This is a genomic window from Anaeromyxobacter dehalogenans 2CP-C (assembly GCF_000013385.1).
Classification (GTDB): domain Bacteria; phylum Myxococcota; class Myxococcia; order Myxococcales; family Anaeromyxobacteraceae; genus Anaeromyxobacter; species Anaeromyxobacter dehalogenans_B.
On record NC_007760.1, the window covers coordinates 2,465,353 to 2,478,990 of the forward strand.

12 protein-coding genes and 1 riboswitch are annotated in these 13,638 nt (G+C 76.3%); of the genes, 3 read left to right on the forward strand and 9 right to left on the reverse strand.

The features are described 5' to 3' along the window. Positions 1-64: 64 nt before the first annotated feature. Positions 65-1,381 carry an acetamidase/formamidase family protein gene (locus ADEH_RS11335; protein WP_041453500.1) on the reverse strand — a complete coding sequence of 439 codons (1,317 nt, stop codon included), beginning with the start codon at positions 1,379-1,381 and terminating at the stop codon, positions 65-67. A 107-nt stretch (positions 1,382-1,488) separates the two neighbouring features. Then, positions 1,489-1,572: riboswitch (cyclic di-GMP riboswitch) on the reverse strand. A 137-nt stretch (positions 1,573-1,709) separates the two neighbouring features. Then, complete coding sequence (locus tag ADEH_RS11340; RefSeq protein WP_011421241.1) at positions 1,710-2,564, reverse strand: MaoC family dehydratase; 855 nt, start codon at positions 2,562-2,564, stop codon at positions 1,710-1,712. Between the two features lie 315 nt (positions 2,565-2,879). Between ADEH_RS11340 and ADEH_RS11345 the strand changes: the two genes are divergently transcribed. Continuing rightward, entirely contained in the window at positions 2,880-3,449 is a 570-nt protein-coding gene (locus tag ADEH_RS11345) for a hypothetical protein (protein ID WP_232287480.1), read from the forward strand. Positions 3,450-3,477: 28 nt separating this feature from the next. Here ADEH_RS11345 and ADEH_RS11350 read toward each other — a convergent pair whose 3' ends face one another. Beyond that, a complete protein-coding gene (locus ADEH_RS11350; RefSeq protein ID WP_011421243.1) occupies positions 3,478-4,602 on the reverse strand; it encodes a helix-turn-helix transcriptional regulator in 1,125 nt (374 codons plus the stop codon). A gap of 205 nt (positions 4,603-4,807) precedes the next feature. Here ADEH_RS11350 and ADEH_RS11355 point away from each other — a divergent pair, with 205 nt between their 5' ends. Beyond that, positions 4,808-5,278, forward strand: coding sequence for a nuclear transport factor 2 family protein (locus tag ADEH_RS11355; RefSeq protein ID WP_011421244.1), 471 nt, complete (start codon positions 4,808-4,810; stop codon positions 5,276-5,278). A gap of 7 nt (positions 5,279-5,285) precedes the next feature. Here the strand turns inward: ADEH_RS11355 and ADEH_RS11360 are convergent, their stop codons facing one another. From ADEH_RS11360 to ADEH_RS11380, 5 genes are all read right to left on the reverse strand, one after another. Beyond that, entirely contained in the window at positions 5,286-5,786 is a 501-nt protein-coding gene (locus tag ADEH_RS11360; RefSeq protein WP_011421245.1) for a rubrerythrin family protein, read from the reverse strand. Between the two features lie 50 nt (positions 5,787-5,836). Continuing rightward, positions 5,837-8,086 carry a cytochrome c biogenesis protein CcsA gene (gene ccsA / locus ADEH_RS11365; protein ID WP_011421246.1) on the reverse strand — a complete coding sequence of 750 codons (2,250 nt, stop codon included), beginning with the start codon at positions 8,084-8,086 and terminating at the stop codon, positions 5,837-5,839. 210 nt (positions 8,087-8,296) lie between these two features. Beyond that, on the reverse strand, positions 8,297-9,535 hold the full coding sequence (locus tag ADEH_RS11370) for an RIO1 family regulatory kinase/ATPase (protein ID WP_011421247.1): 1,239 nt from the start codon (positions 9,533-9,535) through the stop codon (positions 8,297-8,299). A gap of 7 nt (positions 9,536-9,542) precedes the next feature. Continuing rightward, positions 9,543-10,310: a translation initiation factor 2 gene (locus ADEH_RS11375; protein WP_232287481.1), complete on the reverse strand. Its 768-nt coding sequence runs from the start codon at positions 10,308-10,310 to the stop codon at positions 9,543-9,545. 67 nt (positions 10,311-10,377) lie between these two features. Continuing rightward, complete coding sequence (locus ADEH_RS11380; RefSeq protein ID WP_011421249.1) at positions 10,378-11,280, reverse strand: LysR substrate-binding domain-containing protein; 903 nt, start codon at positions 11,278-11,280, stop codon at positions 10,378-10,380. A 160-nt stretch (positions 11,281-11,440) separates the two neighbouring features. Between ADEH_RS11380 and ADEH_RS11385 the strand changes: the two genes are divergently transcribed. After that, the gene (locus ADEH_RS11385; RefSeq protein ID WP_011421250.1) at positions 11,441-11,923 is read left to right on the forward strand and encodes a CBS domain-containing protein; all 483 of its coding nucleotides are present in this window, start codon (positions 11,441-11,443) and stop codon (positions 11,921-11,923) included. 10 nt (positions 11,924-11,933) lie between these two features. Here ADEH_RS11385 and ADEH_RS11390 read toward each other — a convergent pair whose 3' ends face one another. After that, positions 11,934-13,553 carry an SDR family NAD(P)-dependent oxidoreductase gene (locus tag ADEH_RS11390; protein WP_011421251.1) on the reverse strand — a complete coding sequence of 540 codons (1,620 nt, stop codon included), beginning with the start codon at positions 13,551-13,553 and terminating at the stop codon, positions 11,934-11,936. Positions 13,554-13,638: the final 85 nt, after the last annotated feature.

Sequence of the window (13,638 nt, forward strand, 5' to 3'; positions counted from 1 at the left end):
GGCGTGACGGGGGTGGACCGCCGCCCCGCCGGGAGCTCCGGCGGGACGGCGATCCGGCCGCGGGCTAGATCACGCCCATCGCGGCGCGGAGCTGGGGGTGGAAGATGCGCTTCGGGATGACGCCGTAGATGCCCTTCTGCCCGTTCACCACCTGCGTCACGCGGAAGCTGACCGCGAGGCTGCAGAGGGCGTAGGCGTCGAGCCGGGTCAGGCCGGCGCGGGCCTCGAGGAAGTCGATCGCGTTCAGCAGGGCGATCCGGAACGCGATGTCGAGGTCCGGGTTGGTGCCGTGGACGATCCAGGCGTCCGGCGTCTCGTGCATCGGCCAGGCGAGCGCGACCTGCTTGTGGAGGATCACGCGGACGCGGATCTCCTTCATCGCGGTCTCCATCGCGGTGAGCGTCACCTCGCCGTCGCCCTGGAGCGCGTGCGAGTCACCGGTGAAGATCTTGCCGCCCCGCTGGAACACCGGGACGAACAGGCGCGAGCCCTCGCCCGCCTCGCGGCAGTCCACGTTGCCGGCGTGCTGCCCCGGCGGGACCGAGCTGATCACGCCGTAGGCGTGGCCCGGGGGCGTGGGGAACACGCCGTTCGCCGGCGCGACGCCCATGGTGCCCTGGAACGGCGCCAGCCGGAGCTGGATGCCCGGCGCGAACTCCGAGGTGTTGTTGGCGGTGTCGAGGTCGAAGTACTTCGCCTGGCCCTGCGGGAAGGCGTCCGGCAGCGCGCCGGTGCCGAGGGCGCCCGGGTTGTTGAAGCAGACCGCCCAGTCGGTGGGGCGGACGCGCAGGTACTGGATCTCGAGCACGTCGCCGGGCTCGGCGTCGCGGACGCCGACCGGGCCGATGATCGAGTGCGGGCCCACGCCCGGGTGGGCGAGGCGGAGGCGCGCGATCTCCTCGATGGGCATGCCCGGCTGCAGGTCGTTGAGGAAGTGGCTCCAGGTGTTCGGGTACGAGACGACGTCCCCGGACTCGATCTGGACGATGTCGGGCAGGTTGGAGTCGAAGATGCCCCACTTCGTGGTCTCGTAGCTCGACTCGACCACGTGCACCCGGCCGCCGCCCTGCTGGAACAGGCTGTAGCCGCCGTTGCCCTCCGCGCGGGCGCGAGAGAGGACCGGGGCCGCCGCCGCCAGCGCGCCGAACAGGCCGCCGGCCTTCAGGAACCCGCGGCGGCTGCGCGCCGAGAGCAGGTGGTCCACGTCGTCGCCGCGCACCTCGTCGAGCCGGGTGAGGCGCTCGCCGCGCTGCTCGATGGCGAGGTCCACCTCGGCGCCGGACATCCCGCGCGTCGCGCTCGGCCCGCAGCAGCCGCAGATGCCGCCGTGGAAGTCGTGCGTCGCCCCGGCCTCGTGCCCCTTGTCGTGCTTCACGCTCATTGACGCCTCTCCTGGCTGGTCCGTCCTCACCGCGATCGCCCCGTCGAAACGACGAAGCCCACGCGTGCTCAGGGCAGACGTGGGCTGGGCCGGAGGACCGGTCTCGCCACGGCGGCCACGGCCGTCCGGCGTTCACCGGACCCGCGGCTTTGCGCTTCACCCTGGGTACGGGTGAATTGCCCTGAAGCGTGGTGCCTTCACCGTAAGGAACTCCCCCGACGAGGTCAAGACTCGGCGTCACAGTACCGACGGTGTACCCAAGGGGAGTCGTGAGGCGGTCTGCGCGCGGAGCACCCGCGGGCCCACATCCGCTCACCGTGAAATGCGCTCAGGCGAGGGTGGTGAACGCGCCGGACGCGTGGAGGCGGCCGCCGGCGCCGTCGCGCAGCGCGAACCCGAGGCCGTCCGCCACCGGCCAGTGCCGCAGCGTCACGGCGGCGGGCAGCAGCACCGGCGCCTTGAAGCCGGCGTCCAGGCGGACCGGCCCCGCCGCCAGGGCCGGGCCGAGCTCCGCGGCGATCCGCGCGAGGGACCACATCCCGTGCGCGATGGCCCGCTCGAACCCGAACGCCCGGGCGGTGAGCGCGGAGAGGTGGATCGGGTTGAAGTCGCCCGACGCGCGCGCGTAGCGGCGCCCGGTGCCGGCCGGCACCTCCCAGCGCCGCTCGGCGGCGCCACCGGGATCCGCCTCCGCGGGCGCCGGCGGCCCGCGGCTCGCGCCGGGGCGGCGGGCGAGCAGCACCGCCTGCTCCCGCCACGCCAGCTCCCCGCCGGCCCAGGCCTCGGTGAGGAGGTCCAGCTCCTGGCCGCGCGCGGTCTCGCGCGGTCCGGAGAGGCGCGCGCGCAGCTCGACGGGCTCGCGCGCGGGCAGCGGGCGCAGCGCCTCGATCCGGTTGCGCAGGTGGACGAGCCCGAGCGCCCGCACCGGGAGCTCCGGCGCGGTGAGGAGCGCGAGGTGCAGCGGCCACGCGAGCACGTGCGGGTACGTGACCGGCAGGTCGGGGCCGGCGGCGAACCCGCACGCGGCGCGGTAGGCGGCGAGCCGCGGCGGCGCGGCGAGGATCCCGGCGGCGCACCGCTCCAGCGTGAAGCCGCCCTGCCCCGGCGCGGCGACTCGGGGCTTCCGCGAGAGGAGCGCCCGGGCGTAGCGGGACCAGGTTCCGGGGAGCGGGGCGGCGCGCACGGCCCTTCTTACCCGATCCGCGGCGCCGCGGCCCGACGGCGCGCCCCGCCGCGGGAACGCCGGGGCGAACGCGACCACCCGGGCGGCCGGCCCGGCGCCTCGGCGGAGGCCAGCGGGCGGTTACGCCCTCTCCGGCCGCGCACGGCCCGTACGAATGTCGGATGTCCCTGCCGTCGCGTCGGGCGTAGCGTGCGCGCCCATGTGCGACGGCGGCGCCGTGCGGGGGCACGGCGGCGGCGGCGCCGAACGGCGCGGGCGTTCGCTCGCGGAGGGACACGGATGACTTCGAGGCGCAATCGGACGAGGTTCGGAGCGATGGCGGGCGCGGCGGCGCTGGCGGCGGTGGCCGCCGGCTGCGGCGGACAGGCGCCGGAGGACGCGGCGGCATCGTCGTCGGCGGCGGCGGCGGCGCGCGCCGCGGCGGAGAGCCAGGCGCTGGCGGCCGCGCGCGCGGCGAGCGCGCGCTACCACGACGTCGCGGTGGCCGAGGCGGACGGCTTCGTCCCGCTCAGCCCGTGCGTCTCGCTGCCGGGAGTCGGCGCGATGGGCATCCACTACATCAACCTGGCGCGGCTGCTCGATCCGGCGATCTCGGCCGACGCGCCCGAGGCGCTGCTGTACTTCCCCACCGCGGACGGCCTCGCGCTCGCCGGCGTCGAGTACGTCCGGCCCGTCTTCCACGACGGCGCCCCGTGGATCGGGAGCACGCCGCCCGCGCCCGAGGACGTGCCGCCCCGGCCCAGCCTGTTCGGCCAGGCGTTCCAGGGCCCGATGGAAGGCCACGGGCCCGGCGAGCCCTGGCACTACGACCTGCACGTGTGGGTCTGGCGCAACAACCCGGCGGGCACGTTCGCGCAGTGGAACCCGGCGCTGTCCTGTCCGTAGCCGCCGGCGAGGCCGCGCTCCCGCAGGCTCAGGCCTCCTCGCGCGCGCCGGGCCCGGCCAGGATCGCGCCGGGCCCGGCCTCGCGGGCGCGCTCGGGCGGGCGCGCCGCGACGAGGCGGGCGAACAGCTGCGCGCGGCTGCGGGCGCCGGTCTTGTCGAACACGTGGGTCAGGTGATCGCGCGCGGTGTAGGGCGAGATGCCCAGGGCCGCCGCGATCTCCTTCGTGCACAGGCCCTGGAGCGTGAGCTGCAGCACCCGCCGCTCGGCCGGCGTCAGCCCGAACGCGCAGACCTGCAGCTCGGCCAGCTCCACCGGCGCGGCCGGCTCGATCACCGCCGCGAGCTCCACGCCGGGGCTGCCGGCGGGCCGGAAGCCGTGCACGGTCAGCCAGCGCCCCGAGCGCGCACGCGCCCTCACCCGCGCCGGCCCGGTCGCGTCCCCTGCCTCGTCGCGCCGGCGCGCGGCGGCGGCCACGGCCTGCAGGACGAGCGGCGGCGACGATCCGCCGCCGCCCAGCTCCTCGAGCCAGCGCTCCGCGGCCGCGTCCGCCGCGACGCGCTCCAGCCCGGGCCCGAGCAGCACCAGCCCGGGCGCGTCCTCCGCCGCCCGCGCCGACGCGCCCTCCAGCAGCAGCGACGCGCGGAGCGCCTCGGCCAGCGTCCCTGCGATGCGCCCGAGCGCGCGGGCCTCCGGCGCGGTGAACTCCGGCCGCCCGCGCTCGCGGTACAGGTCGAGCCAGGCCCAGCAGCCGCCGCCGGCCACGCACGCGCTGCGCGCCTGCCGCCCGAGCCCGATGGGCGCGAGCACCTCGCGGAAGCGCGCGCTCCGCTCCGGCCGCCCGGCGGTGCTCACGCCGAGGACCCCCACGTGGCGCCGCCCGCGGACGAGCGCGGACAGCTTGTCGTAGTCGTCCTCGCGGATCTCGTTGTCGAGGATGGCGGCGCAGTAGCGCTCGGGCAGCTCGTGGAGCACGCCGGCGGTGGGCAGGAGCGTGGCGGGGTCGGTGGCCGCGAACGCCGCCGCCTCGAACGGGATCGCGCCGGCGATCCGGCCGCGGGCGGCCTCCCAGAGCGTGGTCCAGGGCAGGCCCTGCCGGCACAGCGCCGCCACCTCCCGCTCGACCCGCTCCGTCACGGTGCGTCGGTCCGGCATCGGTCCCCCTCGGCCGGGGCGCGGGCGCCACCGGTCCCGGGTCCCATAGCCGCCCTGCCGGCCGCGGCGCCAGGGACCGCTCCAACGTGGTGCAGCGGCGGGCGGCGCGGCCCGTGCCCCTACGACCGTCGGATGGTGGCGAGCCCCGGGCGGCGCGAGATTGGGCGCACGCGCGGCGGCGGAGCCGGCCGGCGGAGGAGGCGACATGACGCGGGACGAGATGGATCGGCTGGTGAACCGGCACTTCGAGCAGGAGGCGCAGGACGACCTCGAGGGCGTGCTCTCCACGGTCACCGAGGACGTGCAGCACCGCTGCGTCGGGTCGATCTGCGGCCCGCTCTCCGGCAAGGAGGCGGCCAGGGGCTTCTACCGCCAGCTCTTCGCCGACCTGCGCGGCGAGGGCGTGCGCCCGATCGCGCGCCACTACGGCGAGGACTTCCTGGTGGACGAGGCCGAGTGGACCGGGACGATCGCCGACGCGAGCTTCTGCGGGCTGGCCGGCTGGTCGGGCCGCGCCACGTTCCGGATGCTCCACGTGTTCGAGCTGCGCGGCGAGCGGATCTCGCGCGAGGAGCTCTGGTTCGACGTGACCGCGCTCCGGGCGCAACTCGCGCCGCCGGCGCGCGCCCAGCGGGCCGACGGGGCCGCGGCGCGCGGCGCCGCGACCCCGGGCTGAGCCGGCGCTACGCGATCTTCTCGAACCGCGACGCCGGCGTGCCGCACACCGGGCACTTCTCGGTCGGCACGCCGAACTCGACGTCGCCGCAGACCGGGCACAGGTACACGTCCATCTTCGAGAGGTCCTGCCCGGACTCGAGCGCCGCCAGCGCCTGCTTGAACAGGGTCGCGTGCACCTTCTCGACCCGGTTCGCCCAGTCGAGCATGGTCTTCGCCTTGTGCTGCTCGGCGATGGCCTGCTCGACCATGGGCGGGTACATCTCGGTGTACTCGTAGGTCTCGCCCGCGACGGCCTCGCGCAGGTTCTCGAGCGTCGAGCCGACGCCGCCCATGTTCTGGAAGTGCGCCAGCGCGTGGATGGTCTCGGCGTCGGCCGCGGCGCGGAACAGGCGGGCGATCTGCGGGTAGCCCTCCTTCTCCGCCTTCTTCGCGAACGCGAGGTACTTCCGGTTGGCCTGGCTCTCGCCGGCGAAGGCGACCTTCAGGTTCTCGGCGGTGGTGGGCATCGGCTGTCTCCTGTGCGGGTGGATGAAGCGATCCCTGGGCGGACGCGGGCCTACCCCGCCAGGCCCGGGCGGCCCTGCGCGCGGCGCTGGGCGAACCCGCCCCACGCCAGGAACGCGATCTCGGCCAGCGCGATGAGGACCATCCAGATCACGATGGGCGAGTCGCCGAAGCCGTACGCGTGGAGCCCGGTCCCGAGGACGTAGTTCACCCCCAGGTACGTCATGAGGATGGTCTGGAAGGCGATGATGCTCCAGGCCGCCACGCCGAACCGCCCGAGGAGCCGGTCGGAGCGGGCGTGCAGGATGGCCATGTACGCGAGGAAGGCGACCAGCGACCAGACCTCCTTCGGATCCCAGCCCCAGTACCGGCCCCACGACGACGCCGCCCAGATCGAGCCGGTGAGGATGCCGGCGATGAGCAGGATCGACCCGACCATCGTGTACCAGTAGTTCAGGTCTGCCATCTTCTCGATGAGGTCCTCGCGCTTCGGCGCCAGCGCGCCGAACGCGATCTGCATGTGCGCGATGATCACCCCGAGCGCCAGCACCGCGTAGCTCACCATGATGATGGGCACGTGGATGGCGAGCCAGGGCGTGCCGGTGAGCACCGGCGGCATCGGGTGGATGAAGCCGTCCATCGGCAGCAGGTCCACGAGCAGCATGGTGAGCGCGGCGCCGGCGCTCGCGTTCACCAGCACGAGCCGGTTGCGGATGAACACGAGCGCGACGAGCGCGAACAGGCCCACGCCCCACGCCAGGAACATCATCGACTCGTACATGTTGGACGCAGGCACGCGGCCGCCCACCGCCCAGCGCACGCCCAGCCCCCAGGTCATCACGCCGAACCCGATCACGAGCAGCACCGCCGCGGCCGCGTCGAGCGTGCGGTTCCGCGTGCGCCAGCCCGCGATCGCGGCCACCAGCGCGCCCACCAGGACGATCCAGGCGATGCGGCTCGGGCGCGTGGCGTTGTACGAGACCTCGCGGTCCATCGCGGCGGCCGCGGGCCAGCCCTCCAGGCGCGGCCCGCGGGCCAGCTCGAGCAGGCCGGGCAGCCCCGGCTGCGCCGCCGGGTTCCAGCGCGCCTCCGCCGGCCCGCCCACCGGCACCGGGCGCACGCCGCCGGAGATGAGGTCGCCCATGCGCTGGGCGCGCTCGTAGAGCTTCTCGACGTCGGCGAGGACGCCGCGGCGCGGCTCGTTGCGCGCCTCCTGCTCGGAGGCCTGCCGCATGAGCTGCCCGAACTGCGGGCTGCGCGCCACCTGCACCAGCGCCGCGTGCGTGGCGCCGGAGAGCCCGATCGCCTCGGCGAGCTTGGCGTCGTCGAGCGCGATCACCGGCTCGTTCGCGGCGGCCTGCGGGTTCGCCAGCCAGCGCGCCGCGACGGCCACCGCGTCCCGGCCCTGCCACTGGCGGCGGCCGGTGATCTTCCAGACGTTCTCGCGCGCCCACGTGTCGAGCGGCATGACGCGGCCGTCGTACTGCACCGGCAGGCGGCGCAGCGCGTCCAGGTCCACCTTCGTGACCTCGTCGGGCGCGGCGGCGGCGGGGCGCGCCAGCGCGAGCAGCGCCAGGCCGGCGAGCAGCGCGGCGGCGCGGCGGCGCTGCACGATGCGCGTGCCGAACACCACGCACATGCCCAGCACCAGCAGCACGTACCCGGCGAACACGATGGGCTGGCCCGGGTCCTTCGACACCGAGAAGACCGACGCCTCGCGCCCGTTCTCCTGCTGGTAGCTCGACTGGAAGATGGTGTAGCCGCCGACCTCCAGCGGGTGGTTCATCCAGAGCGCGCCGGGCGTGCCGGCCCCGGTCTGCGGGTCGAGGATGACCACGTAGCTGCGGAACTGCGCCGGCCGCATGGTCCCGGGGTAGTGGTCGATCTGGAAGTCCATCAGCCGGACCGAGAACGGCAGCGTGTGGCGGGCCACCAGCTGGCCGTTCTCCACCTGGTCGATCTCGTTGCCGGTCTGGCCCTCCCACAGGCCGAGCGTCCCCTCCACCTTGAAGAAGTACGTGACGAGCGCGCCGACGAGGATCAGCACCAGCGAGCCGTGGGTGAGCAGGTAGCCGATCCGCATCTTCCCGTAGGGGAAGAGCGAGAGCAGGGACGCCACCACGTTCACCGTGAACAGCGCCTGCAGCGCCAGGAACCACGGCGCGTAGTAGACGAGCCGCCCCGCCACCGCGACGCCGGACCGCGACTCGATGATGGTGCCCGCCGAGAGCCCGAGCAGCAGCAGCACGAGCAGGATCACGGCGAGCTTCAGGGAGGACAGCAGGGCGAGGAGCTTCGGCATCGAACGACCTCTGCAGCGGAAGGACTCCGGGCCGGGGTGTGTGCCGGCGCGGCGCTTTCGGGGGAAAGCGGCGGCATGGTACCACCAGGGGCGTCCCCGCCGCGCCCCGAACCGGCGGTGGCAGGCCGGCGCGCGGCGGGCGTAAGTGCCCGAGGCGACGCTGCTTCTGGTCAGGGTGGGCCGGGCGCGACATCGCGCCGCAGGGCCCCGTCAGCGCCGGGGATGGCGCCGCGGACCCGGGGGACGGGACCCCGGTGCGCGACCGTGCTGGGAGGGCGCCGCGGACGCCGGGCGCGGCGGCTGCGCGTGCCCGGGCCGGTCGCGGGGGCCGGCGAGCGGGAGGCGCTCGACGCGGATCACCTCGGGGCCGGGAACGGGCCCGCCGCGGCGCCGTTCGCCGCCGCGTTCGCCGCCGTGCTCGCGGCGATCCGCGGGACGGCCGCCGCGCTCCGGAGGGCGGCCGCCGCGATCCGGCGGACGGCCGCCGCGATCGGCGGGACGGCCACCCCGGTCGCCGGGGCCGGACCCGCGCCGGTTCCCGGGCCCGCGCCGCTGCGGCGCGTCGTCGCGAGCGGGCGCGGCGCGCGGGGCGGCCGCGTGCGCGGGCGTCGGTGCCGCGTGCGCAGGCGCGGCGTGCGGCCGCGGGGGCTGGCCGCGACGTCCACCCGCGCCGGACGGGTGTGCGGGCGCGCGGGGCGCGGGCTCCGGGGCGCGGCCGGACGGGACGAAGTCGGGGGTCAGCTCGCGCCGGACGTAGGCGCGCCAGATCTCCCGCGCGTCGCCCGCGGCGGCCTCGAGCGCGGGGTCGAGCGCGGCGAAGAAGCGGCGCAGGTTCTCGAGGTCGCGCCGGAAGAACGCCTCCGCCTGCCCGTTGTGCGCGGCGCCGACCACCTGCGGGAAGTCGATGACCACGGGCCCGTCGTGCCCGAGCAGCACGTTGTAGGGCGACAGGTCGCCGTGGATGAGGTCGCAGCAGAGCATGCGCACCGCCTGGGCGCGCAGGTCGGCGTAGAGCGCGGCGGCGCGCTCGCGCGGCACGTGCGCGTCCACCAGGCGCGGCGCCGGGTGGCCGTCCGGGCCGACCACGAGCTCCATGAGCAGCACGCCCTCGTAGAACAGCACCGGGCGCGGGACCCGCACGCCCGCGGCGTGGAGCGCGTGCAGCGCGTCGGCCTCGCGCGCCTTCCAGGCCTCCTCCGCGGCCGCCTGCCCGAAGCGGCTCCCGCGATCCATGGCGCGCTGCGTGCGGCTGTCGCGGACGCGCCGGCCCTCGCGGTAGGCCGCGTCGTTGCGGAACGTGCGCGTCTGGCGGGCCTTGTAGACCTTGGCCGCGACCACCTCGCCGCCGGCCTGGACCAGCCAGACCTCGGCCTCCTTGCCGGTCTTCAGGCGCGCGCCGACGGCTTCGACCACGCCGTCGGCGAGGAGCGGTGCGAGGGGATCGTGCATGCGCGAGCTACTTCTTCGGCGCGCCGCCGCCGGGGCCACCCGGACCGCGCCCGCCGCCGGGACCGCCCGGCCGCCGGCCGCCGCCGCCGCCCGGCCGCCCGCGCCCGCCGCCGCGCTCGTTGCGTCGGTCCTCGCGGAGCGAGTCCATCGAGAAGCCGCCGGTCGCGCCGGCTCCCTTGCCGCCGCCGCCACCGCCGCCCGGGCCGCGGCCGCCGCCGCCCCCGCCCCGGCCGCCGCGGCCACCCCGGCGCCCGCCGCGATCGTCGCGGTCGCCGCCGGCGGTCTGCTTCATGCTCGCGGGGAACAGGTCCACCAGGAACTGGTGGTCGCCGAGCGTCTTGGCGCCCGCGACCGGCTCCTCGGCCCCGAAGACCCGCACCAGCCGGACGTCCTCGGCGCGGCGGCCCACCACCTCGACCGCGGCGCGGAGGAGCGCCAGGCGATCGCCGGAGACCCCGGTCGCCTCGGACACCGCGGCGTCGAGCGCGGCCTTCACGGCCTCGCTCTCGCCCTTGGGCGCCGCCTGCGCGGGCGCCGCGGCGGCCTCGGGCTGCGCGGCCTCGGGCTGCGCGGCGTCGGAAGGCGCCGCTTCGGCCGGCGCGGCCGCCTCGGGCGCGGCCTCGGGCGCGGCCTCCGGCGCCGGCTCGGTCGTGGCCGCCGGGGCGGGCGGCGCCGCGACGGGCTCGGGCTCGGCCGGGAGGTTGCGCCGCGCGGCCGCGATCGCCGCCGCCGCCGTCCGGATCAGGGTGCCGCTCAGCTCGGTCAGGGTCTTCATGGGGCCGTAGCCATACACCATCGGCCCGCGCCGACAAAGCGCCGCGGGGTCACCCCTCGGCGCCGGCCTAGGGCCTGGGCGGCGGGTGCTGGCGGGACCAGGCCTGGAACCGTCCGGCGGCCCCCTGGAGGCGGGGCGAGGCGGTCGCCCAGGAGAACGACCGGGTCAGGCGCAGGTCGCGGAGCGGGAGGATCCGGAGCGTGCCGGCCGCCACCTCGAGCTGCACGCTCCAGCGCGAGACGAACGCCACGCCCAGCCCCGCCACCGCGGCCATCTTGATCGACTGGTTGGAGCCGAACAGGAGCTCGGACCGGCGCACCGAGCGGGCCCCGAGGACCCCGGCCAGCGCCTCCTCGACCACCGCGCGGGTGTTGGACCCGGGCTCGCGGAGCAGCAGCGGGGCCGAGGCGAGGTCGGCCGCGCGGGAGATGCGCAGGAGGTCGCGCGCGGACGCGGCGGCGACCGCCACCAGCTCGTCCTCCAGGTAGCGCTCCAGGTGGACGCGCGGCGAGCGCAGCCGGCCCTCCACGATCCCGAGCGGCACCTTCCCGTCCGCCACCCACTCCAGCACGCGGGCCGTGTTCGCGACCTGGAGCCGGAACGGGACGCGGCCGTGCACGGCGCGGTAGCCGGCCACGAGCGGCGGGGCGACGTAGGACGCGGTGGTCATGCTGGCGCCGAGCACCACCTCCTCGCCCACGCCCGGCTCGTCCTGGAACGCGCCCTCCACCTCGCCGAGCAGCGCGTGCACCTGCTTGGCGGTGTCGAGCAGCCGCAGCCCCCAGTCGTTCGGCGTGACGCCCTTCGACGAGCGGACCAGCAGCGCGCGGCCGCACTCCTCCTCCAGGGCGCGGATCTGCGCGGTGACCGCCGGCTGCGACAGGTGGAGCAGCTTGGCGGCGGTGGAGATCTTCCGGGCCTGCGCGACCACGCGGAAGGTCTCGAGCTTGCGGGGATCGAGGCGGCGCACGCGCGCAGGCTATCAGATCCCCTGCGCGCCCGGGAGCCGACCATCAGCTCTGCCTATGGTCCATCGGATCTTGCGTGGAGGCGCGCCGCGCGGGCGGGCGCATCATCGCCTCCGGAACGCCGGGCCGCGCCCGGCCGCTCAGCCCCGGAGGGCACCGCACATGGCCTCGATCCAGACCCGCGTCACCCGCACCGTCGTCGCGCTCGACGACACCGCCAGCTGCGCCGAGGCCGCCCGCCTCATGACCGACCGCGGCATCGGCTCGGTCGGCGTGCGCCGCGGCGGGGCGCTCACGGGCCTGGTGACCGAGCGCGACCTGGTCGCGGCCATCGCGCGCGGGGTGGACCCGGCGAAGACGCCGCTCGCGGCGGTGCTGCGCCCCGACTTCCCCGCCGTCGCGCCGCAGGCCACCGACGCCGAGTGCGCCCAGCTCATGCGCACCCGCCGCACCCGCCACCTGGCGGTGCGCGAGGGCGGCGCGGTGGTGGGCGTCATCTCGATGCTCGACCTCGTGGACCTGGTGGTCGAGGAGAAGCAGTCGGACATCGAGCAGCTCGAGAGCTACATCCGCGGCGGCCGCGCCCACCAGCTGAGCGAGCCCATCACCACGCTCTTCAGCCACGCGGCCAACTCCGCCTACTAGGGCCTCCCCCTCACCACGGCACCGGCCGGTAGTCCTTGAAGAACTGCCCGGCCGGGTGCCGCCCGGTGCGGAAGCCCTCGAAGATGGGCGCGACGATCCGCGCCGCCCCGTCCACGATGTCGAGCGGCGGCGAGAACGCGTGCTCCTCCGCCTTGCGCGCGGCGAGGTGGGCCGGGTCCTCGTCGGTCACCCAGCCGGTGTCCACCGCGTTCAGGAAGATCCCGTCCTTCGCGTAGTCCGCCGCGCTGGTCCGCACCAGCATGTTGAGCGCCGCCTTCGCCATGTTGGTGTGCGGGTGCCGGTCGGTCTTGTGCTCGCGGTAGAACTGCCCCTCCATCGCCGACACCATCACCACGTGCCGGGCCGCGTCGCCGCTGGTGGCGGTCCCCGGGGGCGCGCCGGGCGCCCGCGTCATGAGCGGCTTCAGCCGCGACGCCATCACGAACGGCGCCGTCGCGTTCACCAGCAGCACCTCCAGCAGCTCCAGGGTGGGCACCTCGTGCAGGCGCAGGCGCCACGAGTTGTGCGCGCGCAGGTCCACCTGCTGCAGGTCCTGGTCGAGCACGCCGCGCGGGAACAGCTCCAGCGCGCTCCTCCCCGGCAGGAGCAGGTCCGCGTCGCTGCGCGCCTGCGAGAGCAGCGCGGGCCCGGTCACGCCCGCCGCGCCGCCCTGGCCGCGGAGCGCGTCCCGGAACGCCTCCCAGTCGCGCAGCAGCGCGCGCTCGGCCGGCGGCAGCGCGGACGGCGGCGCCTGCTCGGCCTCGAGCAGGTGCGCGTAGAACCCCGGGGGCCGCCGCACCGTCTGGCAGGCGTTGTGGAGCTGGAAGTCGAGCCGCGGCAGCGTCGCCTCGAGCCGCTGGCAGAGCAGCTCGACGCTGGGGGTGTGGCGCAGGTCCACGCCGTGGATCGAGAGCCGGTCCCGCCAGCGCTCGAAGTCCGCCTCGCGCGCGTAGCGCGCCGCGGCGTCGCGCGGGAACCGGGTCAGCGCCACCACGCTGCACCCGGCGCGGAGCAGCAGCAGCGCCGCCTGGTAGCCGATCTTCACGCGCGCGCCGGTCACGAGCGCCACCCGGCCCCGCAGGTCCGCGCCGGCGGTGCGGCGCGCCTGGTTCTCGTCCCCGCAGGCGCGGCACAGCTGATCGTAGAACGGGTGCAGGCGGCGGAACGTCGCCTTGCACACGTAGCACTTGCGCGGCTCCGACAGCTCCGGCCCGGTGTTCTCCTCGGCGCCCGGCGCGCCCGCCCCTGCCCCGGCGCCGCCCTCGCCCGCGCCGGGCAGGCGCGGCCACCAGCCGGACGCGTCGGCGCCTGGCGGCGGCAGCGCGGGGAGCGGCGCCACGAACACCGGCGCCTGCCGGAGCCGCTGGATGCCGGTGTCCCGGCGCAGGTCCGCGTCCCGCGACCGGCGCGCGCGGTGCTCCTCCTTGAGCAGGGCCTTCTGCAGCTTCTTGCGGGCCTTCAGGTCCGGCCGCGCCACCTCGCCGGCCAGCCGCTGCAGCGCCACGCGCGCGTCCGCGTCCACGCGCGCGAGCACGGTGCGGTCCTCGGCCACCCGCGCCAGCACGCGGAGCGCCGCCGCGAGGTCGGCCGGATCGAGGTCCGGCCCGCCGCCGTCGCCAGGTGTCGCCATGGGGGCGCATCCATACCCCGGCCGCGGGCGCGTGCCCACCCCCGCCGCGCGGCGGCGTGCCACGGGCGTCCCTCGTCCGCGCGTC